The 26,148-nt window shown below is 53.3% G+C and carries 28 protein-coding genes; 18 read left to right on the top strand and 10 right to left on the bottom strand.

Features of this window, described 5'->3' with window-relative positions; genetic code table 11:
* Positions 1-161: 161 nt before the first annotated feature.
* The 12 genes from ONV78_RS20525 to ONV78_RS20470 all read left to right on the top strand — a co-directional run bounded on the left by ONV78_RS20525 (position 162) and on the right by ONV78_RS20470 (position 12,039).
* Positions 162-1,346, top strand: a complete 1,185-nt coding sequence (locus ONV78_RS20525) for a hypothetical protein (RefSeq protein WP_279505964.1) — start codon at positions 162-164, stop codon at positions 1,344-1,346.
* A complete protein-coding gene (locus tag ONV78_RS20520) occupies positions 1,340-2,065 on the top strand; it encodes a hypothetical protein (RefSeq protein ID WP_279505962.1) in 726 nt (241 codons plus the stop codon). The genes ONV78_RS20525 and ONV78_RS20520 overlap by 7 nt, the downstream gene beginning before the upstream one ends.
* A 30-nt stretch (positions 2,066-2,095) precedes the next feature.
* Positions 2,096-2,836: a hypothetical protein gene (locus ONV78_RS20515; protein WP_279505961.1), complete on the top strand. Its 741-nt coding sequence runs from the start codon at positions 2,096-2,098 to the stop codon at positions 2,834-2,836.
* Positions 2,837-3,103: 267 nt separating this feature from the next.
* Entirely contained in the window at positions 3,104-3,592 is a 489-nt protein-coding gene (locus ONV78_RS20510) for an acyl-CoA thioesterase (RefSeq protein WP_127973136.1), read from the top strand.
* 435 nt (positions 3,593-4,027) lie between these two features.
* Positions 4,028-5,014 carry a 3-oxoacyl-[acyl-carrier-protein] synthase III C-terminal domain-containing protein gene (locus ONV78_RS20505; RefSeq protein WP_279505958.1) on the top strand — a complete coding sequence of 329 codons (987 nt, stop codon included), beginning with the start codon at positions 4,028-4,030 and terminating at the stop codon, positions 5,012-5,014.
* Positions 5,011-5,991 (top strand): NAD-dependent epimerase/dehydratase family protein, encoded by a 981-nt coding sequence (locus ONV78_RS20500; protein WP_279505957.1) that lies wholly within the window; start codon positions 5,011-5,013, stop codon positions 5,989-5,991. The genes ONV78_RS20505 and ONV78_RS20500 overlap by 4 nt, the downstream gene beginning before the upstream one ends.
* Positions 5,960-6,826 carry an MBL fold metallo-hydrolase gene (locus ONV78_RS20495; protein ID WP_279505955.1) on the top strand — a complete coding sequence of 289 codons (867 nt, stop codon included), beginning with the start codon at positions 5,960-5,962 and terminating at the stop codon, positions 6,824-6,826. The genes ONV78_RS20500 and ONV78_RS20495 overlap by 32 nt, the downstream gene beginning before the upstream one ends.
* Before the next feature lie 9 nt (positions 6,827-6,835).
* Positions 6,836-8,086: a F390 synthetase-related protein gene (locus ONV78_RS20490; RefSeq protein ID WP_279505953.1), complete on the top strand. Its 1,251-nt coding sequence runs from the start codon at positions 6,836-6,838 to the stop codon at positions 8,084-8,086.
* Positions 8,074-9,234, top strand: a complete 1,161-nt coding sequence (locus tag ONV78_RS20485; protein ID WP_279505952.1) for a hypothetical protein — start codon at positions 8,074-8,076, stop codon at positions 9,232-9,234. Before ONV78_RS20490 ends, ONV78_RS20485 begins: the two co-directional genes overlap by 13 nt.
* Positions 9,228-10,307, top strand: a complete 1,080-nt coding sequence (locus ONV78_RS20480) for a GNAT family N-acetyltransferase (protein ID WP_279505951.1) — start codon at positions 9,228-9,230, stop codon at positions 10,305-10,307. The genes ONV78_RS20485 and ONV78_RS20480 overlap by 7 nt, the downstream gene beginning before the upstream one ends.
* Positions 10,304-11,311, top strand: coding sequence for a Rieske 2Fe-2S domain-containing protein (locus tag ONV78_RS20475; RefSeq protein WP_279505950.1), 1,008 nt, complete (start codon positions 10,304-10,306; stop codon positions 11,309-11,311). Before ONV78_RS20480 ends, ONV78_RS20475 begins: the two co-directional genes overlap by 4 nt.
* Before the next feature lie 116 nt (positions 11,312-11,427).
* Entirely contained in the window at positions 11,428-12,039 is a 612-nt protein-coding gene (locus ONV78_RS20470) for a C80 family cysteine peptidase (protein ID WP_279505949.1), read from the top strand.
* A 35-nt stretch (positions 12,040-12,074) separates the two neighbouring features.
* Here the strand turns inward: ONV78_RS20470 and ONV78_RS20465 are convergent, their stop codons facing one another.
* The 5 genes from ONV78_RS20465 to ONV78_RS20445 all read right to left on the bottom strand — a co-directional run bounded on the left by ONV78_RS20465 (position 12,075) and on the right by ONV78_RS20445 (position 14,998).
* Positions 12,075-12,800 (bottom strand): SOS response-associated peptidase, encoded by a 726-nt coding sequence (locus tag ONV78_RS20465; protein WP_279505947.1) that lies wholly within the window; start codon positions 12,798-12,800, stop codon positions 12,075-12,077.
* A 90-nt stretch (positions 12,801-12,890) separates the two neighbouring features.
* Positions 12,891-13,301: a hypothetical protein gene (locus ONV78_RS20460; protein ID WP_279505945.1), complete on the bottom strand. Its 411-nt coding sequence runs from the start codon at positions 13,299-13,301 to the stop codon at positions 12,891-12,893.
* A 21-nt stretch (positions 13,302-13,322) separates the two neighbouring features.
* On the bottom strand, positions 13,323-13,649 hold the full coding sequence (locus tag ONV78_RS20455) for a hypothetical protein (protein WP_279505944.1): 327 nt from the start codon (positions 13,647-13,649) through the stop codon (positions 13,323-13,325).
* A 24-nt stretch (positions 13,650-13,673) separates the two neighbouring features.
* Complete coding sequence (locus tag ONV78_RS20450) at positions 13,674-14,072, bottom strand: hypothetical protein (protein WP_279505943.1); 399 nt, start codon at positions 14,070-14,072, stop codon at positions 13,674-13,676.
* A 23-nt stretch (positions 14,073-14,095) separates the two neighbouring features.
* On the bottom strand, positions 14,096-14,998 hold the full coding sequence (locus ONV78_RS20445; protein WP_279505941.1) for a LysR substrate-binding domain-containing protein: 903 nt from the start codon (positions 14,996-14,998) through the stop codon (positions 14,096-14,098).
* 162 nt (positions 14,999-15,160) lie between these two features.
* Here ONV78_RS20445 and ONV78_RS20440 point away from each other — a divergent pair, with 162 nt between their 5' ends.
* Together ONV78_RS20440 and ONV78_RS20435 are read left to right on the top strand one after the other, a co-directional pair.
* Complete coding sequence (locus ONV78_RS20440; RefSeq protein WP_279505939.1) at positions 15,161-16,018, top strand: PhzF family phenazine biosynthesis protein; 858 nt, start codon at positions 15,161-15,163, stop codon at positions 16,016-16,018.
* A 3-nt stretch (positions 16,019-16,021) separates the two neighbouring features.
* The gene (locus tag ONV78_RS20435; protein ID WP_279505937.1) at positions 16,022-16,654 is read left to right on the top strand and encodes a LysE family transporter; all 633 of its coding nucleotides are present in this window, start codon (positions 16,022-16,024) and stop codon (positions 16,652-16,654) included.
* Between the two features lie 10 nt (positions 16,655-16,664).
* On the opposite strand, the gene ONV78_RS20430 is transcribed toward ONV78_RS20435, so the two are convergent.
* Positions 16,665-17,012: an antibiotic biosynthesis monooxygenase gene (locus ONV78_RS20430; RefSeq protein WP_279505935.1), complete on the bottom strand. Its 348-nt coding sequence runs from the start codon at positions 17,010-17,012 to the stop codon at positions 16,665-16,667.
* Positions 17,012-17,362, bottom strand: a complete 351-nt coding sequence (locus ONV78_RS20425; protein WP_279505934.1) for an NIPSNAP family protein — start codon at positions 17,360-17,362, stop codon at positions 17,012-17,014. Before ONV78_RS20425 ends, ONV78_RS20430 begins: the two co-directional genes overlap by 1 nt.
* A gap of 88 nt (positions 17,363-17,450) precedes the next feature.
* Here ONV78_RS20425 and ONV78_RS20420 point away from each other — a divergent pair, with 88 nt between their 5' ends.
* Positions 17,451-18,182 (top strand): helix-turn-helix transcriptional regulator, encoded by a 732-nt coding sequence (locus ONV78_RS20420; protein ID WP_279505932.1) that lies wholly within the window; start codon positions 17,451-17,453, stop codon positions 18,180-18,182.
* 74 nt (positions 18,183-18,256) lie between these two features.
* Positions 18,257-18,475 carry a hypothetical protein gene (locus tag ONV78_RS20415; RefSeq protein ID WP_279505930.1) on the top strand — a complete coding sequence of 73 codons (219 nt, stop codon included), beginning with the start codon at positions 18,257-18,259 and terminating at the stop codon, positions 18,473-18,475.
* A gap of 122 nt (positions 18,476-18,597) precedes the next feature.
* Here the strand turns inward: ONV78_RS20415 and ONV78_RS20410 are convergent, their stop codons facing one another.
* The 3 genes from ONV78_RS20410 to ONV78_RS20400 form a co-directional block, all read right to left on the bottom strand.
* Positions 18,598-19,659 carry a matrixin family metalloprotease gene (locus ONV78_RS20410; protein WP_279505928.1) on the bottom strand — a complete coding sequence of 354 codons (1,062 nt, stop codon included), beginning with the start codon at positions 19,657-19,659 and terminating at the stop codon, positions 18,598-18,600.
* Positions 19,660-19,731: 72 nt separating this feature from the next.
* The gene (locus ONV78_RS20405; RefSeq protein WP_279505927.1) at positions 19,732-20,592 is read right to left on the bottom strand and encodes a hypothetical protein; all 861 of its coding nucleotides are present in this window, start codon (positions 20,590-20,592) and stop codon (positions 19,732-19,734) included.
* Between the two features lie 144 nt (positions 20,593-20,736).
* Positions 20,737-21,327: a hypothetical protein gene (locus ONV78_RS20400; RefSeq protein ID WP_216737017.1), complete on the bottom strand. Its 591-nt coding sequence runs from the start codon at positions 21,325-21,327 to the stop codon at positions 20,737-20,739.
* A gap of 447 nt (positions 21,328-21,774) precedes the next feature.
* Here ONV78_RS20400 and ONV78_RS20395 point away from each other — a divergent pair, with 447 nt between their 5' ends.
* Together ONV78_RS20395 and ONV78_RS20390 are read left to right on the top strand one after the other, a co-directional pair.
* A complete protein-coding gene (locus ONV78_RS20395) occupies positions 21,775-23,910 on the top strand; it encodes a hypothetical protein (RefSeq protein ID WP_279505925.1) in 2,136 nt (711 codons plus the stop codon).
* 86 nt (positions 23,911-23,996) lie between these two features.
* On the top strand, positions 23,997-26,081 hold the full coding sequence (locus ONV78_RS20390) for an AbfB domain-containing protein (RefSeq protein ID WP_279505923.1): 2,085 nt from the start codon (positions 23,997-23,999) through the stop codon (positions 26,079-26,081).
* Positions 26,082-26,148: the final 67 nt, after the last annotated feature.

Here is a 26,148-nt window from a genome sequence, read left to right as displayed (position 1 = left end):
ATTTCAAAAATCGGTAAATCGAATAAAATTTCATCCAATTTTCCTTAGGGATGAGGCGCCGAATCTGCACAGCCAAGAGCTACCACTGCAATCCCCCCACGGCTGTCTCATCATCTTGTTAATCTTTTGTTTTTATTGATACTTAACAGGAATGTTTGCAGATGTCTGAGACCTTCACCAACCTTCCAATAGCTCCTGGTAGCTATTTACCAAACAGATCAACCTTCAACCAAGGCGATGATGGCGCATTCATCCTATTCTCTTCTGATACACGTGGCGTCACTGGAAGAAAAATCTACATCAACACAGGGCTAGTTCCTATTTTTCTTTCTCTGGTTAATACCAGTGGCGCAGACGGACAGGCGATAATCAGAGGGATTATCCAGTTAAGAAGCTTAGCGGGCGGCTTATCTAGCAGTAATAACTTAAAAAGCGCTTTTGAGCACATGACGCTAATCAAGAACGTTCAGGTCTGTTATAAAATATTTCAAGTAGGTAAAGATAGTAAGTCAAAAGCTGGCGTTTATATAACAAATATTAGGCCTGCATTTTCAAATGATAGTTCACCAACCGGTCTACACAACGTACATTTTGATTCTGGACGACCGTTTTCAAGAATTGTAAAAAGCAATAAAGATTTCATAGGGTCAAGGCAAGCTGCAATTAATGGCCACCACTCTAGCGTACAAGCTGCGGCAGATCACTTATCAAATGAGCACATAGAACAGACACAATTTGGTGGAAAAGCCAGCTTTGATCTGTTTTATATTCCCACCTACCTACACAATGAACTAGGCGTGTGGATAACCCCAACTCAAAAAACGTTTAGAATTGAAGACGCAGCCAAAGAGCTTGCCGAAATTCTTGTTAACACTCAAAGATATCTTGAGAAGAATACAGGATCAGAGGAAACTCTAAACTGGGTAATTGAAGGCGACGGAGCCAAGCTTCTTGACAAAGCCGTTGCAAAAATGCCGTATAGCAAACAATATAAACTATATAAACAGTCCTTTCAGTTTGTTGACCCCTCAATGGATCTAACGCCATTATTACGCAACCTTAACACCATGGATGCAAAACTCCATGATACACCAGTAAAAATCAACCGCACTGGCGCTCGGGCGTCAATGGCCTCTATATCTAGAGCAGGCAACAGGAATGCAGAAACATTAAGGATTATTGGCGCACTAAACAAGAAGAACTACAATCAATCTATAAAAGGATTATTAGACCAAGCTAGCCATACAGGAAAAAACATTAGCAATGCGATGGCTATGATGAACACACCGATGATAGCTACATTCATGGATATAATTAACCGCACAAGAGGGACATCATCGTGGTGATAAAAAATGCCGTCTTATCTACAGATTATTCAAAGTCACCTCTTGTCACTTTCAATTTATCAGACACACATTTGCTCATGCGGGTTCCCCCGCATGAAAGCACTTACACGCCTATTCAAGCGCCAAGCAATCTTGACATATATGCTCCCGACACCTATCAAGAAAAAGCTAATCTAGGCATATTATCAAGAAATTTGTTAAATTATTCGTGGAACTATATATTCAAAGACCTTCCATATAATGCTGGGACCATAATGGTCGCCGTCACTCTATGGAAAGTCCCTATCGTTCAGAACAAAATAAACTCCCTTTTAAACCCATCCAATCTAAATAATATTATATTAAGTTTTAGTGATTCATTATTCAGGGACAATAATGATGAGCTAATCAAACAAGGGGATCCAAACCTGGACGAGCAACTTTGGATCTATCCTAAACAGGAAGAGGATCTTCATTCTTACAATGTAAATGGCAATAACTGGATAAGATACAAGGATGGTCATCCCAGTATGCCTCGGTTGACTTACTGGTTTAGCAACGCCATAACCAAAGACCATCTTATCAATGTCGGAATTAATCTAACTGGATTTCTTGATGAGCAAATTGGTTCCCCTGAAGGCGTAGACACTCTGTTAGAACGCCTTATCCAAGAGTTCTTCGAACACTTCCACATCCAATACACTCCGGAAACCTTGGCGGAAATGGAGCTATACAAATAGCTCCGCAACGCCACTCAATAGGATGATGTAGTGCTGAATAAATCACAGATATTTGGGCCTGACTATAACAGCTGTCCTTTAGTAAGCTTTAGCTTAGCTGACAGCCTGATTACGCTTCGTCTACCTTCGAATGAGCTGAAGTCCCCGTCTATTTTAGCTCCCTCAGAAATAGACACAACGGACCCTGAAATTTATACGTCAGGAGGGGCTAAAGGCAGTCTCAAATTTCTCATCCTAGTAGAACACGGCTGGTTCTATAAACTTGTGGGAAGTCCGTTTAATGCCGGCACACTCAACTTTCATTTAAAGTTATCTGAAGTGTCGCTTGATAAGGAACCAGGAGACTCATTACTCTCCCCTGCTGCTTTTGATCAATGGCTGGTTAACTTATTTAGAGATGACTTCGCGCCTCTTGATAAGGACAAACTGGAAGAGCTGGCCCTGTATGAGATTGAGCCCAGCCCTGAGCACATGTGGGTTTACCCCAAAAGCAAATCCGACTTCAATAGCTTTGAATTAAACAACTCTCTATGGCGCTATGGCCAGACTGGGCACCCAAGCGTAAAGCCACACCCATTCTGGCTGGCGACGCCATTGAGCAACAAGCACGCTCTCACTTTGGGGTTCAGCTTTGGCGGGTTCTCATTACCCAATGGAAACATGATAGATAACTATAACGATCTTCTACTTTCCTATATCAAAGACTTCCTAGAACACTTCCATATCCAATACTCCCCAGAAACTCTGGCGGAAATGGAGCAGTACAAGTAATTTCTGACGGCGCATTGCTTGATGCGCCGTTTTTCTTTCTTCTCATTATTCGCTCTTTGCTACCTCCGCTATCCCTGCCATCTCTGACCCTGTCCCAGCTCACTTAACCTTTAGTCCGACAGGGTTAATGCTTAGATCATATGTCTAATTATCCGGACAGTTAGCGGGCTTTATAGTGCTTCGACAGCTATTATTTAATCAGGCGACTACTACGTTGATACTTAGAGCATTGCCTGACGTTTTTGAGCAGTTAACAAGGGTAAAGCCATGTCATCGCAAACGACGGATAAACGACAACTGACGCTGCAGTTTCTCGCGGAGCCCACTGACGTCAACTTTGGTGGCAAAGTGCACGGCGGTGTGGTGATGAAATGGATCGACCTCGCCGGCTACGCCTGTGCAGCCGGATGGAGCGGACGCTATTGCGTGACCGCTTATGTGGGCGGTATCCGCTTTATTTGCCCTATCCATATCGGCATGTTGGTGGAAGTGCAGGCCAAAGTAATTTACACCGGTCAGAGCAGTCTGCACCTCGCCATCGACGTTTATTGCCGCGATCCTATTGAACAGGAACGTAAAAAAGCCACGCATTGCATCATGATCTTCGTCGCCATTGATCGCGACGGCAAACCGGTGAAAGTGCCAACGTGGGAGCCGAAAACCAAGAAAGACGTCAAGCTGCGCGACTACGCCCTGAAGCTGATGAGCCTGCGTCAGGAAATCGACGAGGAAATGAAGGATTACTTCAACGAGTAACCGCTCCTCCTACCTCTAGCAGGCCGCCTTCAGATCAGAGGCGACCTGCTCGTTGACCAAAAGCTAAAGCAGACTCTACAAACCCTAACACTTTCGCCTCAATTTTGCTGTTTCGGTCCCCTCGGTTTTCCACTAATATGCCCGCCCGGGCCACACTCCGTCGCAATGTTTGAAACCGGCCAGCCTGTCTGGGTTTAGACCTCATTCCATGTAGCGACGCGGGGCTTTGACAAAACATCTTCAACGTCAATATCGCTTAATTTCTCGACAGTTTCGCAAAAATCAAGTATGGATGAGGATCTATCGGCCAAGCATGGCGGGTGGTCGCCACCGAAACAGGAGTTTAACGACAAAGGGTACACTGACGCGGAATACCGGATTCGGTAGAAAGGTGTTTGTACGTGGTTTCTCAAAACACTTTGCACGAGATTTAAGATGTCATTTGTTATACGGTCCAGCGCCTGTTATCTCCCTCAGGGCAGAATTTCAGCGGAAGAACTGGATCAACGATTAAGTCTGGAGCCTGGAACCTGCCGTAGACGTTACGGTGTGGATTACCGCCACTACGCCTCCCCGAGCGAAACCGCACTGTTTATGGGAGCGGAAGCCGCAAGGGCCGCCCTGGACAGAGCAGAATTACAGTGGGCGGATATCGACTTGCTGGTTTGCGCCAGCGGCACTTCCCATCAGGCCCTTCCTTACAACGCAGCTGGCGTCTTAGCGGAACTGCAGATTGCAGAGCCGCTGGCCACAATGGACGTCAACGCCAGCTGCCTGTCGTTCCTGGCGGCGCTGGAGTTCAGTCATTGCGCCATCGCCAGCGGCCGCTATCGACGGGTGATGATCGTCTCCAGCGAAGTGGCCAAGATTGGCGTCCAGGACATCAAACCCGAGACAGCCACCCTATTCGCAGACGGCGCCGCCGCTTTTGTGCTGGAAGCCTCCAAGAACAGCGCAGGGTTGCTGACCAGTCTGTTTCAGACTTACCCGGAGGGATATTCTCTGTGCCAGATTCGCGCGGGTGGCAGCGGCTTGCATCCCACTCGTAACCCGATGGACGCCGTTGCGGAAGGCAGCTACTTTGAGATGCAGGGCAAAGCGCTCTACAAAATGGTGTCCAAACTCGCGCCAGACTTCATCCGCCAAGGCCTGGGAAAAGCACAACTCACGCTATCCGATATCGCCCATATCGTGCCTCATCAAGCCAGTCACGCAGGTCTCGCGCACCTGGTTCATCGTCTTGGTCTGGATGAGGACAAAGTGGTCAACTTATTTGCGACCATGGGTAACCAGGTCGCCGCGTCACTGCCCATTGCATTGGACCACCTGCTGCGTAACAAGCATGTGGCCCGCGGTGAGTTAGTGATGTTATTTGGCTCGGCGGCGGGCCTGTCGCTGGGGTTGGGAGTGCTGAGTCTGTGAAGATCCTGGTGACCGGCGGAACCGGTATGTTAGGCCAGTCTATCGTGCGCAAGTATAAGAACCGCTTCGACATCCGTTTTATGGGTCGGAATCAATCTCTGGGAGCGCGCATCTCCTCGGAAACCGGCGCTGAGTTTTCTCCAGCGGCCCTGCAACAACAAGCGCTTCTGCACCAAGCCTGCCGAGGCGTGGACGCCGTCATCCATTGTGCGGCGCTATCGAGTCCCTGGGGAACACGCGAGGAGTTCGAAGCTGCGAATGTCGACGGAACCATTAATATCCTGGCGGCGGCGGAGGCCAACGGCGTGCGGAAGTTCGTGCACATCTCCACCCCCAGCCTGTATTTTCAGTTCCGCGATGCGTTGAATATTCCAGAAACCCAGCCCCTTGGCCCTCGTTTCTGTAATGACTACGCCGCCACCAAAGCCCGTGCGGAACACCTCGTCACCGCCAGTCCGATGCATACGGTCATCCTGCGTCCAAGAGGTATATTCGGCCCTCACGACAACGCCATTCTGCCCCGCATCATCGGCGCAATACGCAATGGCGCACTCTGGCTGCCTTCCGCCCGCAATCCCGAAATTGACCTCACTTACGTCGATAATGTCGCCGATGCGGCGATCTTGGCGTTGCAACAGCCTGTTGAGCGGGGCTCCGTCTTTAATATCAGCAATGGCGAGCCCGTGCAGTTGCTGGATGTGCTCACCCAGCTCTTTAACGCGATGGGGCAGCCTACGCCGATCAAAACGCTCCCCTATGGCGCGCTGGCGCCAGTAATTGCCGGCGCCGAGTGGCTGCGGGCGCGTCTGCCCGGGCGGCCTGAACCCAAGCTGACCCGCTACAGCGCGGGCCTGTTTCACTATCATCAAACCCTGGATATTTCCAAAGCGCGCGCCCAGCTCCGCTACGCGCCCGCCATATCCATCGCTGAAGGAATCGAGCGCTATGTCCACTGGCGTCAGAGTCAGGCTGTTTGAAGCCGGCCATTGCGTCCACCCCGGCTTCATGGTGAAACCAGGCCTGGGTTTGGCGCCGCGCAAATTCCCCGCCGGCGTCGCCCTGATCAAGCACCCCCAGGAAGGCGTACTGCTGTTCGACACGGGCTACCATCAACGTTTTTCTCAATGCACGCAGCATTACCCAGAGCGCTTTTATGCGCTGGCGACGCCCTGCTCCCTGCAACAGGGCGAGAGCCTGAAAGAGCAGCTAGCGGCGCAGAATATCGCCGCTGATCAGGTCAGGCATGTGGTGTTGTCCCACTTTCACGCCGACCACATTGCCGGCGTCTGCGACTTTGCACAGGCGACCCTGCACTGCCATCCCGCCGGCCATCGCTTTTTGACGCAAACCGGACGACTGCGTCGATTGCGCAAAGGCTATTTGAAAGACTTGCTGCCCGCCCAAGCGGAGTCACGCCTGTCATTCACGGACAGCTTTCCGTTGGATCTGGGCGATATCTTGGATATGCCGACGCGACCTCTCGGGTTGGGCGCCCGCGATCTGTTCGGCGATCAAACGCTGTATCTGGTCGCCCTGCCCGGCCACGCCGCCGGCCAGATGGGATTACTCGTTCGTTTGCAGGACAAGTTCCTGTTTCTACTCGCGGACGCCTGCTGGCTGGTGGACAACCTGCGCGACGGCGTAGATCAACATTGGCTGGCGAACATCATCTGCGACGACCGCAAGGCTTATCGCGACACTCTGGAAAAGCTGCGGCGCTGCTATCAGGCGACGGCGGACAAAGTCATATTCGCGCCGTCCCATTGCCAGGACACGCTTGGCCCGCTGATACAACAAGGCTGGATCAGTTAAGGCCCATTGATGGAAAAGCTCATCATACTCCGCCACTTTATCGCCAGTCGCTATCGACGCTTTCAGTCTCGAGAGCAGCTGGAGTCCTGGCAAACGCGGCGACTGCGTCGCCATCTGAACTGGGTATGTCGCCATGCGCCATTCTACCAGGGGTATTTGGGCAAGCCGCTGCAGGATTTTCCAGTCATGTCCAAAGCGCTGATGATGGACAACTTCGATAAGCTGAATACGCGCGGCCTGCAGCGGGACAATCTGTTCGACATCGCCCTTGAAGCGGAGCAAAGTCGGGACTTCAGCCGGTCGCAACTGGGCGACGTCACCGTAGGACTGTCCTCCGGCACGTCCGGCCGACGCGGACTGTTTCTGGCCTCCCGCGCGGAACGTCTGGAATGGGCCGGCGTTATCTTCGCCAAACTCTTGCCGAGCCTGTTGGGACGTCATCGCATCGCACTGTTGTTACGGGCGGACAGTCCTCTGTATCAGACCGTCAATCGAGGCCGCATTCAGTTTCACTATGCCGACCTGACGCAGCCGCAGGAACAATGGCTGGCGGCGCTGGAAGCCTTTCAACCTACCCTGCTGGTGGGCAGCGCCCAGGCGTTGCAGCTATGTGCGCAGCATGGCGACAGGTTGCAGCCGGAATTGATTATCTCCGGCGCAGAGGTGCTCACGCCTTCCGATAGAGCGCTGTTGCAGCAGCGCTTCGCCTGTCCAATCAAAGAGATTTACCAATGTACGGAAGGCTTTCTCGCTTGCACGCAACAGGATGGCGTCTTGCGCTGGAACGAAGATTTTGTGCATATCGAGCCGCATTGGTTGAATCCGGAGAAGACGCACTTTTCACCCATCGTCACCGACTTCCGTCGCCGCACCCAACCGATTATTCGTTACCTGTTGGACGACGTGATCGAGGCCGGCGATGAGCCCGGCGTGTTTCGCGCCCTCCGCAGCATCGGCGGCCGTACCGGCGATGTACTGCAACTGCCGGGGGAGACTTCCACGGTGACTGTTTTGCCTGACTTATTATATCGCGCCGCCGCCCTGGCCAGCCCGGAGCCTTTGGACTACCGCATCAGCCAGATTGAGGCCACGCGGTTACGCATTGAAAGCGACCGCCGCCACGTTGATATAGAGCAGGCAATACGCGCCGCGCTGACAAAGTTGGGCGTAATCGAAGCCCTCAGTTTTGAACACAGTCCGCGTCCACAATGGACGCCCTCACAGAAACAACGCAGAGTAATCAATTTATGGTCGTCCTGATCACTGGCGCCCGTGCGCCTGTCGCGCTGGATTGGGCCCGCATCGCGATTAAATCCGGTCATCAGGTCTGGCTCGCGGATAATCTGCGTTGGCCATTGGGGCGTTATTTGCAAGGGGTGCAGGGCTACCTGCGTCTGCCGCCGCCCAAAGGCGACCTGAACGCTTACGCACGCGAGCTGGAGCGTCTGCTGCGGGAGCATAAAGTCGACCTGCTGATCCCTACCTGCGAAGAAATTTTTTATCTGGCCCAGGCGCGCCCCCTTGTGCAGGCTGACGCCCACTGGTTCATGCCCGAAACAGAACTGCTTTTTCGCCTGCACAGTAAACTGGACAGCCTGTCGATCATGCACGGACTTGGGGATGTGCAGGCGCCGGAAACCCATCTGCGTCGCAGCCCCGATGAGGTAGAGAACAATCCCGACACGATCCTGAAACCCGTGTACTCCCGTTTCGGCCGCCAGGTGATTCGCAATCCGCATCAGGCGGCGCTTACGCCCTCGCAGATCAGCGCCGCCCGCCCCTGGGTGCAGCAGCGTAAAATCGTCGGTCAGGCGATCTGCAACTACGCGCTTTTCGATCAGGGCAAGCTGGTCGCGCATCAGGCCTACCTACCGGAATACTGCTTTAATCAGGCCGCCGCCAGTTACTTTGAGCCCTATACGGACCCGCGTCTGGAAGAATTCGTCCGCCAGTTTGGGCAAAGCACGGGGTATCACGGACAGGCCGCGTTTGACTTCATTGAGGAGGCTGGCCAGTTGTTCGTACTGGAGTGCAACCCGCGCGCCACCAGTGGACTGCATTTATTGCGGCAGACCCTGCACATTGATGAACAGGGCCGATTTGCATACACCCCGGGTCCGGCTCAACCATTTCGAATCGGCGCCACGCTGCCTCTGTTTTTTGGCGCGCCGTCCCTGCTGCAAGGCAAGTTCGGCCGTTTGCTGCATGACTACCGCCGCGCCCAGGACGCACTTTCCGATGAGCAAACGCCCTTATTGCAACGAGCGCAATGGCTGGCGTTGACGGAGATGTTTTATCGCTCCGCCCGCTTTAGGCGTCCATTAACCGACGCCAGCACCTTCGACATTGAATGGGACGGCCCTGACGCCAAAGTCGACGCAGATCCCGCGCAGGACGCCTCATGCTAGAGGCCAATGAGCTGCATCGCCGCTTTGTCGAGTTGATGCAGCAACCCGGACTGATCCGCAATCTCACTACGGATATTGTCGCCTACGAGCAAAACGGTGTGGTGGCGCCCGCCAGCATCAATGACTACCACCCGCAAAACTGTTACGTGGTTTCGCCGCTGACGCAGATTATCTATTACGCCCGCGATGAGTTGCCGAAAGTGGAGTCGGCGCTGTTACGTTATTTCTGCTTCGGCCTCACGCATTTGCTGGAGTGGCCGTTCAGGCTGGCGCGTGTGGATCGATTGCAGGTGCTCAACAATCAATGTCTCTCCACCAATTTTTACAGCGCCAACTGGCGCGAGCTGAACCTACGCGCACTGCGCGAGCAAGCCCTGCGTCGCTTTCCCAAACATGCGCTGATGTTGCGCTCGCTGAATGCGCGACAGCACCCTGACATCATCGTACAGGCGCGCGAGGACGGCTGGCTACCGATCATTAGTCGTCAGGTGTATTTGTTTCTTGATCGCGAGCAGTGGTGGAACCGCAACAACACCCGCGCGGATGATCGTCTCCTGCGTCAACCGAACTGGTCATTCAAAGAGTTGGACCCGGATGACGAAACGCAGATGGCGCGGGCGGAGCAGCTTTACAATCAGCTCTATCTGGAGAAGTACAGTCTCCATAATGTGCGTTTTAGCGCCGACTATCTCAGCGCCTTCAGTCGCAGTGGTTTGCTGAAACTGTTCGGCCTGTTTCATCAGGATGAGCTGTTGGGCGTGGCGGGCCTGTTCGGCGTCGACCAAACCCTGACTGCGCCCGTAGTCGGTTATGACACCCGCTTGCCCGCAAAAATGGCGCTATACCGGCGCATCATGGCGTTCGTGATCCGCTACGCCATGGACAACAATCTGGAACTCAATCTCAGCTCCGGCGCGCCGGACTTCAAAAAGCTGCGAGGGGCTGAAGCGGCGATCGAATACAGTTATGTTTACATCGCTCATCTTGGGCTTTATCAGCGCGCAGTTTGGCGCGGCTTGTCTCTGCTGACGGAGAAACTCTATCGCCCCATTCTGGAGAAGTTCGAGTTATGAGCGCGCCTGAGGGTTTTCCTTATTCCGGCGTCACTGACGGCTGGTTCCCTTTGCTGCCTGCGGCGAAGTTGCGCGATAAGCCCATCGCGGTGAATTTGCTGGGAGAGCCATTGGTCCTGGCGCGACTGGAAGGCAAAGCCTGCGCATTTCAGGACCGTTGCCCCCATCGTTTGATCCCGTTGTCGCAAGGAAATATCTGCAACAATCGCCTGGCCTGCCGCTATCACGGCTGGCAATTCGATGCAGCGGGACGCTTGCGCCACACCCCCGGATCATCGGAATGCGGCGCACGCGCGACACTGCAAAGCTATGTCCTGCAGGAACGGGATGGACTGATATGGGGCTGCCTGAAATCTACGCCAACCGAGTCGCTGACAGGCTTTTCCGAACTGCCCGGCTATGTCTGGACTCAGGCGTATCGCCGCATCCGCTGCAGCCTGTTTCATACCATTGAGAATTTTCTCGACCCCTGTCATACGCCCTATATCCATCAAGGCCTATTGCGCAGTCAGGGGCCCCAGCAAATGCAGATTGAGCAGACCGTCAGCGCCGATGGTTTTGCAACCCATTATGCGCTGACACAAAAGCAGAATGGCTGGATCAACCGGCTGTTCGATCCGGGTGTGGATCAGAACATCGCACGCTTCAAACTTCCCGGGCTGGTGGAACTGGACTATCTCAAGAACGGGCGCCTACTTTTTCGCTCCGCCCTCTACTTTATCCCCCACAGCGCTGAAGTCACCGGTATTTTCGTCAGGCTATACGCCCCCCGCTCATGGATGCCCGCCGCCCTGCGTTTTGCGCTGTTCAAGCCCTTCGTTCACACGCTTTATGTCCAGGACAAACAAATACTGGAGCAACAGCAACTCGCGCAACAGACCTATGGCGAGCGCTATCTCTTTTCCCACACTGATGTGGCGGCGCGGCCCTTGTGGGCGCTGCTGCATGGTCAGTCGCCCAGCCCCTCCGCAATAAAAGAGTTGAACTTCCAAACGACTCCCTGATCCAAACAACCGTGATCATTGAATAACCTTAACTATCTAATTTCCGCGTGGAGAATTAGCCTGAAGTGCGCGCTAATTGCGCAAAAAACGGGCGTCAAACAAGGGAGATAAAAAGGATGAACTACGATAAGCAGCTGATTATTGTGTTGTTAACTGAGCCCAAGGATAACCTGCGATCTTTCGGGAACAATCTCTATCGAAAACACCCTGACAAATCGGAACTGGTGGAGTATGACGTGGCGACCAAAACCCATGTCGTCATCAACAGCGCAAACCTGGGCGCACTAACGGAGAATTCACGTATCCAGATCGTCGGACACGGCGACTTGAACGGTGTGTCCTGTGCGGGAAAATACGGCAAGGCGGTGGCTGGCTTCATCGCCAATAAAGCCGCGCCGGGACTGAAGCAAATCAAGAAAATCAGTCTGACCGTCTGTTACGCCGCCGGCAACGCCACCCAGCCCAATTTCGATCCCGCCAACAGCTTCGCGGCGTCATTTCATAACTACCTGAAACAGGAACACGGGGTCATAGCAAATGTCACCGCCCGTCCGGCGACCATGATCGTCAACGCGCAGGGTCAGAAGGAAACCCGCTTTAACTACGGCGGATTTGGAGAGCGTTACCAGCATCAAGGCGATAACACCAAATATCTGTTTTCATGGGACGGCGGCAAGCAGGTGATCGCCAATGTGAGGGAGCCGGCGGATATGATGGAAATTTGTTGAGTCGCCTGCTGTCATTTACATCAGAACAGGTCCGATCAGAACAGCTCCGCCTGTTCGAACTGGGTTAGCTTTTCGTCGCTTGCCGTTGTTTTGACCGGCTGAATAGCATCACTGCTTTTGTTGGTTGCGGCGCCGATGGACGGGTTAACGGGGATGATTTCCCAATCGCTCAAATCGCGCGGAACCAGCATGGCGCGAACTTCACTCAACGGCGTCGCAGGATCAACCCAGGCGTCGAACTGATCCGGCGATAACAGCGCCGGCATTCTGTCATGAAGCCAGCGAATGGAGTCGCTGGCTTCGGTAGTGATAATGGCGCAGGTCTCCAGGTAGTGCTCTTCCTTCAGCCAGACATCCCAAAGTGCGGCGAAATAACAGTTCCCAGAGGGGGGCTTTAGATAGTAGGGCTGCTTAACGCCCTTCTCGGTGCGCCACTCGATAAACCCCGACGCAGGTATCACGCTGCGTCGGTATTTAAACGGCCCGCTGAACGCGCGACGTTTCTCCAGCGTTTCTGCCCTGGCGTTGAACATGCTGAACTTATTGGAAATTTCCGACGCCCAATGGGGCGTCAGCCACCAGCGCATCTCCCGCAAATAGCGCTTGCCGCCTTCCTGAATCGCCACCATCACCGCTTCCGTCGGCGCAATATTAAACATATCGCCAAACCAGCGTTTGCGCAGGCCGGTGGCGTCAAAACCAAAACTTTCCATCGCCGCAACGATTTCAGCGGAGGCGGTGGCGTTGAATCTGCCGCACATTGAGTAAGAACTCCTTGTTGGGACTATCCGACAATCGCTCTCCTCAACACAAAGGGAGCAAAATAAATGCTTGGCTACCTATAACCAAGGTTATTTAAGCCAGGGCAATAACAGCATGGAAAATATAAAGACGATAAAACCTATTACAGCTACGGCAAAAACCCAAGGCTTTACAGACGTCTCAGCGTTTTTGACATACTTTATCTCCTTCCCGGAGACGCTTTTATCCGGTCCCATCCGCCAAAATACAAACAAAATAATTCCAAAAGAGATGATGAGTAAGTAGGCCTTACTTATAAACTTCTCAGCAGCCAGATTGATCCAGGGAATGGTCACGAAATATATCAGCCACAGCATCTTGCGTTTATTGTACTGATGAGGATCAACCACCTTGTCTTCTATTCGAAGGTGCGCACGACAAGCCGGACAGTGGAATGACATGACTCTCCACCACTTTGTTTCGATGTTCGCGCCACATTGCGGACACGGTAGCACCTTCATTCGCCGTCCCTTCTATCTCTATTACAAGGTCCCATTCAATTTAGCCGCCGCTGTCATAAACACCCCCAGAAAATACATGTTGCCGAGTTTAAACTCCCGGTCGAGCCACTTGAGAAACAGCCCAACCAGCACAAGGCAAGCGGGAAGAAGAACGACCCCGATCAGGAGTTTAGAAACGGCGACGGTGAGTATATATACTGCTTCTTCAGCTCCCCAGGCGACCCTGCACGCCCATGCCAAGGGGAGAGTATGTACTGCAAACAATGTGATGATCATGAACAGGGGAACATCTGATTCGAATAGTTTTTTGAGCATTCTTATCACTTCACAGAGCGTTTTATCATGCATGCGCCTCTACAGCGTCAGACAAGTTCAGGCGGTAAGGTCTCTTGTTTCGCTATAGCGTTCATACGCCTCGCCAAACTCCTTTTCCATGGCGATGCGAACCAGTGCAGGATAGCCAAACCAGTATTGCCGCCTTATTGCGTCCAAATAAGCCGCATCGCCCATATCTTCTCGGTAAATCCGTTGATGAATTCGATCGAGCGGCTCTTTATCTATGGCTAATAAGCAGTGTCTATATTTCTTCATCAACAGTCGAAGCTCTTTTTGGCTTCGAACTCCAAACTGCAGCAGTTCGTCCAAGACCTCGCTCAGATCCGCCTGTGACGCGCAGTCATTGTTTTTAGGGAATAACGAGCGCATCAGCTTTTGCAGATAGTCCAGATCAATACCTTGCTGATCCAGTCGCTTACGTTTGTTTAAGTGCATACTTCTCTCTTAGCGCCGTTACTTTAATCCGATGAATTCACCAACAACCCCATCAACCACTCCCGAAACTTCTTCACCTTCGGCCAGTCCGCCCGTTCATAGGGGGTGGCGAAGTAGTAGGTGAAGGGGGCCGGGATCGGGTCTGCGTCCAGGGCGATCAGGCTGCCGTTGGCGATGGCGTCTGCGACGATGTAGGTGCGGCCGAGCGCTACGCCCTGGCCTGCCTGGGCGGCTTGCAGCACCAGTTCCGTGCGACTGAAATAGATTATATCTTCGCCGACGTCGATGCCTGTGCGTCGCGACCATTGCGCCCAACTTTTCATACAGTTATCCGAGCCGTCATTGGCCGTGGCTAATAAGGTGGCCTGACGCAACATCTCAGCAGCGCTGATATCAGGATACTGCTGAAGCAGCAGAGGGCTGCAAACCGGAAAAATTTGTTCTGTTCCCAGCGCCTGACTGAAAAAACCACTTGGCGGCGCGGAGGAAAATCGCAGCATGACGTCCGCGTCGCTTGATCCGGCGGGACGAATACTCTCTTCCGTATTCAGATACACGCGAATGCCGGGATGCAGTTTGTGAAATTCCGGCAGCCTGGGCAACAGCCAGTACATCCCAAAGGTGGAGAAGGTCTCCACCCGCAGCACACCCTCTTCCCGTTCGCTATGAATCTGGTCCAGGGCGCCTTTGATCTCGCCAAGCGCCTTACGAACGCCCAACAGCAAACGCTCTCCCTGAGGTGTAAATCGCATGCGTCGCGTGGTTCTCTCCAACAGAGGAAAGCCTAGCTGGGCTTCCATACGCTTGATGCTCTGACTGATGGCGCTCTGGCTGACGCCCATGGCGGATGCGGCGGCGGTGAAGCTTTGCTGCTCCGCTATCGCCTCCAGGTAAAGCAGGTCGGCAAGGAGTTGTTTATCCATCATCAAGAGTCTCAGATTCGATCAAAGCGCCACTCATCATTTATAAGTTGCACTAATAAGTATATCGTTCGATACGGCAGACAGTTCGTCTCATAATCCTCTCAAAACCTGTCAATAAAGCGCAAACGTTTTATTGATCATAACGTCTATAGCGGAGGCGAACCTATGAATCAATCAGTCAAATTAATAAGTTCCTTCGTCGATAACGGCATCGGCGGCAACCCTGCCGGAGTGGTGCTTGAAGCAGGCGGGCTGTCTGAAGCGGACATGCAAAGCATCGCCAGCGCCGCCGGTTACCCTGAGACCGCGTTTTTATCGAACTCGGAAATCGCCACAGTGAAGCTGGATTTCTTCACCCCCACCAAGCGTATCGCTCACTGCGGACACGCCACGGTCGCCGCCTTTTCCGTGCTCGCACAGCAGGGTAAGGTCGCTCAGGGCAAACACAGTAAAGAAACCGTCGATGGCCTGCGCAATATCCGGGTGGAAGGCGACAAAGCCTATCTGGAGCAAATTCGTCGCCATGTGACGCCGATTACAGCGGAACAACAGGAAGCCGCCGCCCGCGCCCTGGGACTGCAGGTGGAGCAGTTAAACGCGCTGGCGACGCCCCATGTGGTCAATGTCGGCGTCTCGTTTCTGGTGATCGCCCTGCCGACCATGTCTGATCTGCGTAATCTGACGCCGAATATGGAGAGCATCTCCGCCTTAAGCGAAGCGCTAGGACTTATCGGTTTCTATGTCATCAGCCCGGAGACGGAAGTGAGCGGACGCACTATCAGCGCCCGCATGTTCGCCCCTTATTTCGGTATCGAGGAAGAGTCCGCCACCGGCATGGGCGCCGGCTGCGCCTCAGTTTATCTTTATGAAGTTCTGGGCCAGAAAAGCGAACATTACCTCATTGAACAGGGCCGCTTGATGACGCCTCGCTCCCCCAGCCTGATCGAGGCGGAGCTGGAAATCACTGACGGCTTGCCGCACCGTCTGTGGATCGGCGGCGTCGCTAAAATCATGGAGGACTGAGTTATGTTGAATGCACTGCTCTCCGCCGAACTGGCGCAGGTTTGCATGATTGCGGTGTTTATGGCGATCAGCCCTGGCGCGGACTTCGCCATGATCACCCGCAACAGCCTGTTCTACTCCCGTCGTGCCGGGTTGCTCGCTGCGCTCGGCGTCGCCAGCGCCACCTGGGTGCATACCGCTTACACCCTCGCCGGACTGGTGGTGCTAATGGCGAGTTCAGTCTGGGTGTTTACGGCGGTGAAGTGGGCAGGCGGACTCTATCTGATTTATATCGGCTGGAAGACCTGGAAAAGTCGTCTGGAGATACCTCAGCAGCATGCTCTTCCAGACAGCGCAAAATCAGATTGGGCGTATTTCCGGCAAGGCTTCATCACCAACGCCACTAACCCCAAAACCACCCTTTTCTACCTGAGTATCTTTACCCAGGTAGTGAACCCGGACACGTCACTGGCGGTGCAATTGCTTTATGGACTGATCATCAGCCTGGCGCACGGTCTCTGGTTCTCAGCGTTAGCGATCGGTATTACGCACCAGCGTGTGTTAGAGAAATTGCGGGCAGGCGGACGCCATATCGGTCGCGCCCTGGGCGGAGCCCTCATGGCGATGGGCGTGGGCCTGATGGCGTCTCACCGGTAAGCCGCCTCAATCAGTCCGGGTGGACAGCACGGCTGTCCTCCGGCGCCTGCGCCCGGTCCGTCATGCCGTAGTCTCTGACCACCGCAGCCACCCGCAGCCGATAATCAGAGAATACATCCGCCCGGCCGCACTGCTGCGCCATGCGGTGCTCCACCTGATTGCGCCAGACTTTCACCGCCTCTTCATCACGCCAGAAAGACAGGGACAACAGTTTTTCCGGCTGACTCAGGCTTTGAAAACGTTCGATGGATATAAAACCGTCGATGGTCTCCAGTAGCGGTTTAAGGTCAGCGGCAAGTTGCAAATACTGGGCTTTTCGATCCGGCTTGGGCTCCAATTCGAAGATAACGGCGAACATCAGCTCACCTTCCCCAGCGCCTGTGTGCTCAACTTCAACAGCGTATCCGGCGCGGCTGTGAGAAACGTGCGACGTTCCTGCAGAATGAATTTATGCGCCTGGGCGAACTGAAAGTTCTCCCTTCCGGCGGGATCGCTTTTCAGGCGGCTCCGATAGGCTTCATAGGCGGCCAGACTCTCAAAACCAATCAGTCCGTAGGCGACATAATTGGTTCCTTCGTGGGGAAGGAAATAGCCGATCAGCTCCCCGCCGCACTCTGGGATGATGCGCCCCCAGTTTTGCGCATAGGTTCGGAATGCGTCCAGCTGGAACGGATCGATGTTGTATTCAATAAAGCAGATCAGATTCATGGTCGTTGTCTCTGTTTGGGTTTTCCGGCAGTCTAACCGCACCAGGAAGCCATGCTTCGACGCCCATCGAACTGTCAGTGAACCTCTCATGTCGAATGAACCGCACTTCAATCTAGACCCGGACATAAACCAAGCGCCAGACATAACAAAAGTTGCCGCCCTTATCGGCGACGCCGCCCGCGCCAACATGCTTATCGCCTTGCTGGGAGGGAAAGCGCTGACCGCAACGGAACTGGCTGCTGAAGCGGACATCACCGCCGCCACCGCCAGCAGTCACCTGAAAAAGCTGACGGACGCCCATCTGGTGATCGCGCAAAAACAAGGGCGTCATAAATACTTTCAATTACGCAGCCGCGAGATCGCCGAGTTCCTGGAAACGCTGCTGAATGTTTCCGCCGCCGTGGAGCACAGCCGCACGAATACCGGTCCGAAAGATCCAGCGCTGCGGCATGCCCGCGTCTGTTACGACCACTTGGCGGGAGAGGTCGGCGTCAGCCTGTTGGACGCCCTCAAAAGCAGTGGCGTATTGATCGAACAAGATCAGCAACTGCTCCTGACCCCAAGCGGCCGTGAACTGTTTAACTCATTGGGCGCGGATGTCGGCAGTCTGGAGAAACTGCGCCGGCCGGTATGTAAAAACTGTCTGGACTGGAGCGAACGCCGACATCACTTGGCGGGCTCACTCGGGCAATGGGTTTTACAGGATATTCTCAACCGGGGCTGGGCGCGGAAAGACCTGGATTCGCGAGTGATCCGATTCACGCCTGAGGGTCTGCAAGCCATGCGCAAACGCTACGCGTTAACACATCAGTTCGCCTGAATTTCCAGGCTGGCATAAAGCTTGTAGTGCCTTAAGTGATCATCGCTCTCACCTAAGACAGATGGAGACACGCTATGAGCAAGCAATCGAAGGATAAACAAGCGAACGCCACAGCAAACAAAGAGAAACAGGAAGAGATCGACGCCGTCGATGAAACATCGGATCAGTCCTTTCCCGCCAGTGATCCGCCCTCTTTCACGCCAGTGGATCACTCCGGCCCGCCTCAGCATGAAGAAGACGGTAAAGTGAAGTTCAGGAAGAAAAAGTCCACGGCGAATAGCGCCGAGTCCTGATGTTTCCCCCTAAGACTGATTTGTAATTCTTACATGCATGATCATGAAAGGTAGAAAAGTTACTGGAGACGGACCTCGCAGGGTCCGTCCCAGGAGCCAGGGATACGACGTATTTTTCATAGTTAGTAGATCGTGATGCTTCTGGGCATTTCCATGTAGTTATTGCTTTCAACTGATTCTGATATCGCATTGTTGGGGTCGACAATGAACCCAAGCCAATAGGTTCCCGGCGCCACGGTTGTGGGGATATACAACGTGCGGCTGAATGTGCCGGTAAAGCCTTGAGAACCCCAGGCGCCATAGTTGGAACCCAGATAGGTGTCTCCTGTGCTGATGTAATTATTGGAGGACAGATAGAAGCTGATATCAAAAGTCTTGGTCGCCGTGCTTTGGTTGCTGAACGTGAACTCGATCGTGACGTTCGAGCCGCGATAGGCGTATGTCGGACTGGACACCAGCCCCGATGTGCCTGTACCCGTGTGTTTAAACACGGAGCCGGCGATATCGGTTTCTGTGGTGCTATCGGGGTAGATCACCCGTGAGCCAAGACGGTCATCCGCCAAGGGGTCCCATTCCTTGTAGTGGCCAAGTGGGCCGCTATTCGGGTAATAGGAATTCATGGTGGCCATCCAGCGGTCTTCATGCAGTAACCCTAGAGCATGCCCAAGTTCGTGCAGAGCGACACTCTCGAAGCTGTATGGCGATCCCAGATTGGCGTAATTCAGGTCTCCCAGATTCCAACCGATATTGTTATTGAAACCGATATCGGTCTCATCGATGCCGTACTGATAGCCGAACAGCCAGTAACAGTGGTAACGGGTCAGCGTCACCGCCAGGGTGCTGCCTCCCAGACTGTTATCCAGATAGACTTCATTACGCCCGTTATTATCGTTATGACTGCCATCGGTGTCGCGATTGACGTAGTACAGAAAGCGGGAGCCTTTAACGTTATTCCAATGCCACATAGCGTTCTGCAACCGCGAATCCCAGGTGCTGCCAGCCGGAAATGAAGTGGTGCTGATATACATCGTGGTTTGGTTGCCGTTCCACTTGATCGCATTACCGTCGCAAGTGCGGTAGGTATAGGCTCCGGCGAACGGCGCCGCCAGGCAGAGAGTCGCCAGCAAAACCAGCCGGACGTCGCTCAGCCCCGATAGAAGTTTGTGAATAGCTTGACGATACATAGAAAGTCCTCCTTCTAAACGTACCTGTCTTCGAATAGCCGCTCGTGACTGGTTTGCGCGTAATGCGCATGATCAGTCCCGATCCATGGACGACCTTGCCCCTTGATGGGTTCTGCGGGGCAATGCGGAAGCGGCGGACTCGTCGCTCATGCTGTTGGCGGAGGCGGCGGAACCGGCATCACGGGCCTGACGTTCAAGCGCCTGCCCCACTTTCACGGAACGCAATTCCTGAGAGAACGCGCGAGATTGCGCCTGGCTCCGCACCATGCCAATAAAGCGTTCGGCGCTCATCGGCTCGCCTTTAGCTTCCTGCGGCGCCAGCATCGCTGCACCACCGTCAGAACGACCGGCGCTGGCTTTGCCTTGTGCGCTGCTGGCGTTGGCCAGATGCTCCGAATTGGCGATTTGCGCGCGCTGAGCATGACGGTTCGCCTTCAGAATTTCGCCTTTCTTGCCGACGCCGTAGACTTCATTGCCAACCTCATCGGTAACGATGGCGGCGCCGCGATCATCATTCTGTAGACGGAATACGCCCTGCCCCCAGCCAACCAGAGGCACCATGCGCTGACCGTTGCCTTCGACAAACAAGACGACCCGTTCGCCAGCGCTGAACTCAGGGCTGCCTTCAACGTGCAGACCGTTGCGGCCGTCATAACCGCCGCTCATCATCAGCGTAAGTTCATTGTCGTGATAGACCCCTGCCAGGGTCTCAACGTCCGCCAGGCGGACATAGGTGTACAACTGCCGGTCCTCAGCCCGTTGCGATACCACTTCCTTCACCGTTCCAACCACTACGCCCTGCGCCTCAGCGACCAACGAATTAAAGTCTTTGTAGATTAACGTTGTCGCCTGCGCGCCGGCGGCGAACATCAACACCGCCAGCCATGGAAGGAGCAACAGACCCGCACCTGAATTTAGGAGTAATTTCTTCATTTCCAATCTCCTTTTTAAGAAATGAGGTGGGAGTTACTAGCAGAGGGCATGGGGCCCTCACAGGTGATAATAGCTCTCGTATAAATCGTGAAAAGTGCAAAAATTTTGGCGCCCCTGACCTTCTCCGACAGACGCAAAGGCAATTTATCCAAGCTTTTTAAGATGGTATTGCACCAGCTGGCGGGAGATGCCCAAGACTCGCCCAAGCCCTTTCTTGGAGCCCGTGACGGCGGTCGCCATTCTGAAGATCAGCGTTTCAATTTCTGCAGTCAGTTTCTTCAAATCCAGCTCGTTGTAGTCGCTGTAAAGAAGCGGACTGACGATGCGATTGATGCTGGAGGCCAAAGACGTCGGCGCGGTTACCGTCTGCAGCACCGCCTGTTCGAATGTGCCTGGATCAAAGGGTTTGTCGATGACGTAGGAAAAGCCGCAGCGCATCGCCTGCACGGTGTCCGCGCGGGAAGCGTCCGGGGCGATGCCAAGGATAAAAGGCGCGGCGGGAATCAGTTCCGCTTCGCTAAGCAGAGGGACGATGTTACCGCCTTCCAGAACGAAGTCGATCACCGCCAGTACCGGGCGCCACTCCAGTATTTCCCGGCGGGTTTGCTCTACCGATGCGGAGGTGTGTATGTCCGCATGAGGCGCCATTTGCGCCAGAGTATGCCGTAGCCTGGCGCGTAAAGTCGGACTCTCCTCGGCCAACAATATTCGATTGATTCGCACACTCAGCGTCATCCCGACCGCTCCTGCCAAAAGCAATGGACTCAGCGGGAAAAGAAGCGATTCAACCTGTCCCTGTTAACGCCGGGCCTCCCTGTCGCATCCGGAGAGCGCCGCAAAACTATATCTCAAACACACAACGGTATATCAGCGGAGCAGCCTCCCCGTTTCGCATAAAATTCGAAATCGCTCACAGGCTTCCCCTGAATCAAAGTCTACGACTGCGCCCAAAGAATAGGCATCCCGCGTTATGGGTAAACGTTGGTTTAGTCTCGCCGCAACAATAAGCCGGTCACCTCACAACCTCTATGCATCCTACAACTGTAGGATTATCAGATTGGCTGATGTCGATGAGAATACGTCCTCCTTCGTCTTCATACAGGCATTAGCAATGGGTGAAGCTTACGAAGGGGATAGGACATCCAACAGGAAATTATTCAATATGGAAATAGGGTATGGATCATGAATAATAATACTCTCATCAAGGCGCTAGCCCTCTCGCTTCCGACGCTTATCAGCCCCGATGCATTGGCCTTGACCAACTGCGCCAGTGACTTTCAGTTTTCAAAAGATCACAACCTTCCAGATAATGTGGTCTCTCTCCAGGTCAGCGCCTCAGACTTTAGCTCTCTGGCTTCCAAAGACTTGAGGGGGGCCGTGCTTGCGAATATCAACAACAAAGTATATGAGTGCTTTCAAGACGACTTTCACTTCGTAAACGTAATTAGAAACTTGGACCGAAATGTAAGCGACGGAGCCAATCAGACCAACTATCATCGGCTTGGAAATTCGAATACCCAACTCGCCACTATCTTTTATCCTAATCGCAGCAACATCGCTTATGGCGCCAGTCTGCATGAAATAGGTCATACCTGGTCCAATCGCATCGTTGAAGCCAACGATCTCCAAGGCAAGTCCGTGGGTGGACATTGGGGGCTCTCAGACGCTAACGGCGCAGTTGGCGGCTTCGATCCAGACAAACTCACATTCTCATCAGGCGTCTATCGCTATGCCGGCTCCAGCATAAACACTCAGTGGGGAACGAACGCAATCCCGTACTCAGACCTTGAGTTGTACATGATGGGCATAATGGATAAAGCATCCGTTTCCCCTCTTAATGTCTACAGAAATCCACGCAATGTATCTGTTGGCTCCGACGCCATTACCTTCAATGCCGACAAACACGTTTACTCTGTCGAGGATATAGAGGAACTGGCGTTCAGCAACGTCAACGGATTTACAGGATCAAGCGCCAACAAATCCTTCAGGTCCATTCATATTGTCGCCACGGTCAGTCCACTAACCCAGTCAGAGTGGGAAGAGGTCAGCACTCAGGTGAGCTGGTTCAGTCACCCCGGAGATGACAGCATATTCGCTGATCAACTAGGCGATAGCGCAGTTGAAAGACTCAATAACTTTTGGGAAGCCACCAAAGGAAAAGGGAAATTAAATGCGGAAGGTTTATCAGACTTTCTGCTCGGCGCAGGTAAAACCAACCCACCCCGCGCCTCTCGCAAACCTGTCAATATATGTTGGACAGGCAGCACAGATGAATATAACGCTTACATCAATGAATCCGTCAACGAATTAAATCAAAACTATAATCAAAAGTATGGCTTCAGACTGAGCTGCGGTCTTGATAACGATTCATTCGGGATGCTGAATATCAATGCTGGCGCTTCATTTCAGGTATCCCAGGCAACGATAGATAAGGTCAGCATCAACACAGATACAACTGATTCTGCCTGCACCCAAAAATGCTACAAAAATCAGGTTAAAGAACTCATTTTTAAAGGCCTTGCAGTGATAGGGTCACTTAAAAGTGAATCGCCTGAGAAAGTAACCACCAAGCATTACCACAACTGTCAGTTAAAGGACGACGCTTCTGTTTCCTGCTGGGGAAGTAACTCATTCGGCGGAGCGGACGCGCCTTTAGAGAGCTTCAAACAGGTTACTGTCGGCAACTTCCACTCTTGCGGGATCAAATTAAACAACGAAGTGCAATGCTGGGGTTATAACGGTAACGGTCAAACCCAGCCTATTCAGGGCGTCTACAAAAATATTGTCGGCGGCGACTATGCAACGTGCGGCATTAATAACGATAACGAGACAGTTTGCTGGGGAAGACTCAGTTACCTGCCGCCGCAGAAAACGAAGGTGAAGCAGCTTAAACTAGGCTCTTATCATAGTTGCGCCATTATGTTGGATGACTCTATTCAATGCTGGGGCAGCAACTTCAGCGGTTCCGCAACGCCTCCTGCCGGTAAATTTTCCAAACTCAGCACGAATTACTCTCAGAACTGCGCAGTAAGCTTTGATGGAAACATCACATGCTGGGGACAGAACAACTACGGTCAGACTAACTCCCCTGCCGGAAACTTCGTAGACGTATCCATGGGCTGGGGCCATGCATGCGCTCTTCGCGCCGATGGCGCAATTAATTGCTGGGGCTTAAATGAAGACGGCCAGGCGACGCCGCCAAATCAAAGTTTCACCGAAGTTCACGCCGGCATGAGACACACTTGCGGCGTTACGTCTGAAAATACGGTCCAATGCTGGGGCAGAAATGCTGATGGCGAGACTAACGTTCCACTTTAACGCATAAACACCATCCCACTAAAACAGAAGATCAGTTGCAGGTGCGACTGGTCTTCCCAAAACAATCCACTATGGAGAACAAGAAGTTGCAACTAATACGGAACATTAGCCTGCTTATTGCCGGCGCTACCATTGCTTCAGGATCAATGGCGGCGGAGTTAGGCGATGATGTGAAGCTGGTGGATATCACCAACCAGAGCGTTTTCAGGCACAGTGGTTATTGGCTGTGGCAAAATCCCTTGCCGGTTGGCGCCAGCGAGCTGGATATTCAGGACGCCACGTTTGTCTTGAGAGCAGGCTTGGCGGAGAGTAACTGCTACTCTTTTGAATCAAAAAACTATCCGAATCACTTCATCCGTCACACCGGCTCAAGATTACGCATCTCCCAGAATGATAATTCACAACCATTCAAAGAAGACGCCACATTTTGCTTTGGCTCCGACCAAACTCTCAACGCATTTAATTATCCCAACAGCAAGCTGACGGTGAACAGCAGAAACGAAGCGTGGATCTCCGGCGATTACAGCCACAGCACCTTATTGCGACTGCGGGAGAACAGAGAATCGCAAGCCTGCTGGAACGGTGTGACCGGTCAGTTCAACAATGTATCGGGCAATAACGCCCTTAACCTGGCCTGCCAGGCCCAGTTTGGCGCAGGCTCCGCAATGAAAGCCGCAGGCGCCGCCAGCTACGTCTGCGTCACGCCTGGAGGCGCAACTCAGTCGATCAATTACAAGCCTTGCTCTTCCTCCTTGTCCGACATGCTCCTGAAAGCGGGATGGCGCTCCTACAAGTATCTGGACGACATGCCCGAAGGCGACAAGCGCAATACCCTGATCGTGGAGCTGTACAATCGCAGCGCCGACGATATCGTCAGCCTGCAACAGCGCAGCGACGAGGACCTTGTCGCACGCGGAGAAACATATTTGTCCCTGCTAAACAGAGTGGGCTACGGCGAAAAAACAAGAATCGAACAGCTCACCACGGATCAGCAGTATCAGGAACTAAACGGCGACAAGGCTGAGTATCTTGCGCAACACTTGCCGGTGGCGAGAGTATCGCAACTTCCCCTGGCGCAACGTCAGGCGCTGATTCGCGATAACCTGCCCATCTGGATATTGCATGGTTCCGAGGATTACTATCCGAAGGCCTTCCAGCAATATTTATCCGCAGACGTGAAGTTCGGCCGCGCCGACGGCGTTTACTACAACCTGCGCGCGTGGGTGGACAAGCGCCATCACGATAAAAACGGCTCCCAAAACTCCGTCAGACCGAGCGAAAACAGAATCAACTCCAATATTTTCGTGGATAGAATGGGAGACCGGAGCGACGTCAATGTCTCCGCCATGGCGCCTCAGGCTGCGCCCACCTACACCACTTATCTCGAAACCCAAAGCGGAGAAGTCTGGATCCGGTATTTCCTGTTCGCAGGCTACAATGACACGTCCGCCACCAATCCATTCAACTCCATCGCAGGCAATCATTTTGCAGACTGGGTGCACGTTTCCGTCAAGTTGACCAATCAGGGCGGGCAATACCTTCCTGCTGAGTACTATTTCTCTGCGCACAAAGGCGGCGAGCATTTCGCGGCGAATGACGGCCGGCTGACTTTTTACGAAGCCAACCTGAACGCCAGTGCGCCCTCATTGAAAGAAGTGGGCTTTGACGCAGCGACTCAGAGCGGAAAGCATCACGTCGGCGTCTACCTCGCACTGGGAACCCATGAGGCTTACGCGCAGGCGGGCAACCATAGCTTCCTGGACGGGGCCAGCACTTTCTGGGATATCACGCAGTTCGGCTCCCTGATTATTCCATTCGCCGATACGCTGCCCAATAACTCCAAGTACTCCTATCACCCTTATCCGACCTGGGATATGAGCAGCCCGATGAACAATCCTTACTTCCAGTCTCACACTGCGACGCCGGAACAAGCTCAAGTGCATTGGCTGCAAAAGGTTCCTGAAGTCATCTTCGGGTCAAGCGACCCCAACCATCAGGACAGCTTTATGCAGATATTCACGACGAAGTACAAAGCGAATGAAAGCGAGAGCAACCGCAGGGCCATCCAAAACTGCGGACAGGATGACGGGCTGTTTGAAAATAACGAAAACTTCACGGCTAAAAACCCGATCGCGAAGATTTTTGAATGGGGCGGAAATTTCAATAACTAAGACGTTTTCATAACTCCTTGTTCGCCATTAGCTCTTTGAGCCAGCCTTGCAGCGGAGCTAATGGCGC

Source organism: Hahella sp. CR1, assembly GCF_029813005.1.
Taxonomy (GTDB): domain Bacteria; phylum Pseudomonadota; class Gammaproteobacteria; order Pseudomonadales; family Oleiphilaceae; genus Hahella.
This window is presented reverse-complemented; position numbering and strand designations above follow the sequence as displayed.

What these genes read in the sequence shown, in the direction of transcription:
- ONV78_RS20525 (WP_279505964.1), top strand. Translation starts at nt 162, where the DNA reads ATGTCTGAGACCTTCACCAACCTTCCAATAGCTCCTGGTAGCTATTTA.
- ONV78_RS20510 (WP_127973136.1), top strand. Translation starts at nt 3,104, where the DNA reads ATGTCATCGCAAACGACGGATAAACGACAACTGACGCTGCAGTTTCTC.
- ONV78_RS20505 (WP_279505958.1), top strand. Translation starts at nt 4,028, where the DNA reads ATGTCATTTGTTATACGGTCCAGCGCCTGTTATCTCCCTCAGGGCAGA.
- ONV78_RS20495 (WP_279505955.1), top strand. Translation starts at nt 5,960, where the DNA reads ATGTCCACTGGCGTCAGAGTCAGGCTGTTTGAAGCCGGCCATTGCGTC.
- ONV78_RS20490 (WP_279505953.1), top strand. Translation starts at nt 6,836, where the DNA reads ATGGAAAAGCTCATCATACTCCGCCACTTTATCGCCAGTCGCTATCGA.
- ONV78_RS20485 (WP_279505952.1), top strand. Translation starts at nt 8,074, where the DNA reads ATGGTCGTCCTGATCACTGGCGCCCGTGCGCCTGTCGCGCTGGATTGG.
- ONV78_RS20480 (WP_279505951.1), top strand. Translation starts at nt 9,228, where the DNA reads ATGCTAGAGGCCAATGAGCTGCATCGCCGCTTTGTCGAGTTGATGCAG.
- ONV78_RS20475 (WP_279505950.1), top strand. Translation starts at nt 10,304, where the DNA reads ATGAGCGCGCCTGAGGGTTTTCCTTATTCCGGCGTCACTGACGGCTGG.
- ONV78_RS20470 (WP_279505949.1), top strand. Translation starts at nt 11,428, where the DNA reads ATGAACTACGATAAGCAGCTGATTATTGTGTTGTTAACTGAGCCCAAG.
- ONV78_RS20465 (WP_279505947.1), bottom strand. Translation starts at nt 12,800, where the DNA reads ATGTGCGGCAGATTCAACGCCACCGCCTCCGCTGAAATCGTTGCGGCG.
- ONV78_RS20460 (WP_279505945.1), bottom strand. Translation starts at nt 13,301, where the DNA reads ATGAAGGTGCTACCGTGTCCGCAATGTGGCGCGAACATCGAAACAAAG.
- ONV78_RS20455 (WP_279505944.1), bottom strand. Translation starts at nt 13,649, where the DNA reads ATGCATGATAAAACGCTCTGTGAAGTGATAAGAATGCTCAAAAAACTA.
- ONV78_RS20450 (WP_279505943.1), bottom strand. Translation starts at nt 14,072, where the DNA reads ATGCACTTAAACAAACGTAAGCGACTGGATCAGCAAGGTATTGATCTG.
- ONV78_RS20445 (WP_279505941.1), bottom strand. Translation starts at nt 14,998, where the DNA reads ATGATGGATAAACAACTCCTTGCCGACCTGCTTTACCTGGAGGCGATA.
- ONV78_RS20440 (WP_279505939.1), top strand. Translation starts at nt 15,161, where the DNA reads ATGAATCAATCAGTCAAATTAATAAGTTCCTTCGTCGATAACGGCATC.
- ONV78_RS20435 (WP_279505937.1), top strand. Translation starts at nt 16,022, where the DNA reads ATGTTGAATGCACTGCTCTCCGCCGAACTGGCGCAGGTTTGCATGATT.
- ONV78_RS20430 (WP_279505935.1), bottom strand. Translation starts at nt 17,012, where the DNA reads ATGTTCGCCGTTATCTTCGAATTGGAGCCCAAGCCGGATCGAAAAGCC.
- ONV78_RS20425 (WP_279505934.1), bottom strand. Translation starts at nt 17,362, where the DNA reads ATGAATCTGATCTGCTTTATTGAATACAACATCGATCCGTTCCAGCTG.
- ONV78_RS20420 (WP_279505932.1), top strand. Translation starts at nt 17,451, where the DNA reads ATGTCGAATGAACCGCACTTCAATCTAGACCCGGACATAAACCAAGCG.
- ONV78_RS20415 (WP_279505930.1), top strand. Translation starts at nt 18,257, where the DNA reads ATGAGCAAGCAATCGAAGGATAAACAAGCGAACGCCACAGCAAACAAA.
- ONV78_RS20410 (WP_279505928.1), bottom strand. Translation starts at nt 19,659, where the DNA reads ATGTATCGTCAAGCTATTCACAAACTTCTATCGGGGCTGAGCGACGTC.
- ONV78_RS20405 (WP_279505927.1), bottom strand. Translation starts at nt 20,592, where the DNA reads ATGAAGAAATTACTCCTAAATTCAGGTGCGGGTCTGTTGCTCCTTCCA.
- ONV78_RS20400 (WP_216737017.1), bottom strand. Translation starts at nt 21,327, where the DNA reads ATGACGCTGAGTGTGCGAATCAATCGAATATTGTTGGCCGAGGAGAGT.
- ONV78_RS20395 (WP_279505925.1), top strand. Translation starts at nt 21,775, where the DNA reads ATGAATAATAATACTCTCATCAAGGCGCTAGCCCTCTCGCTTCCGACG.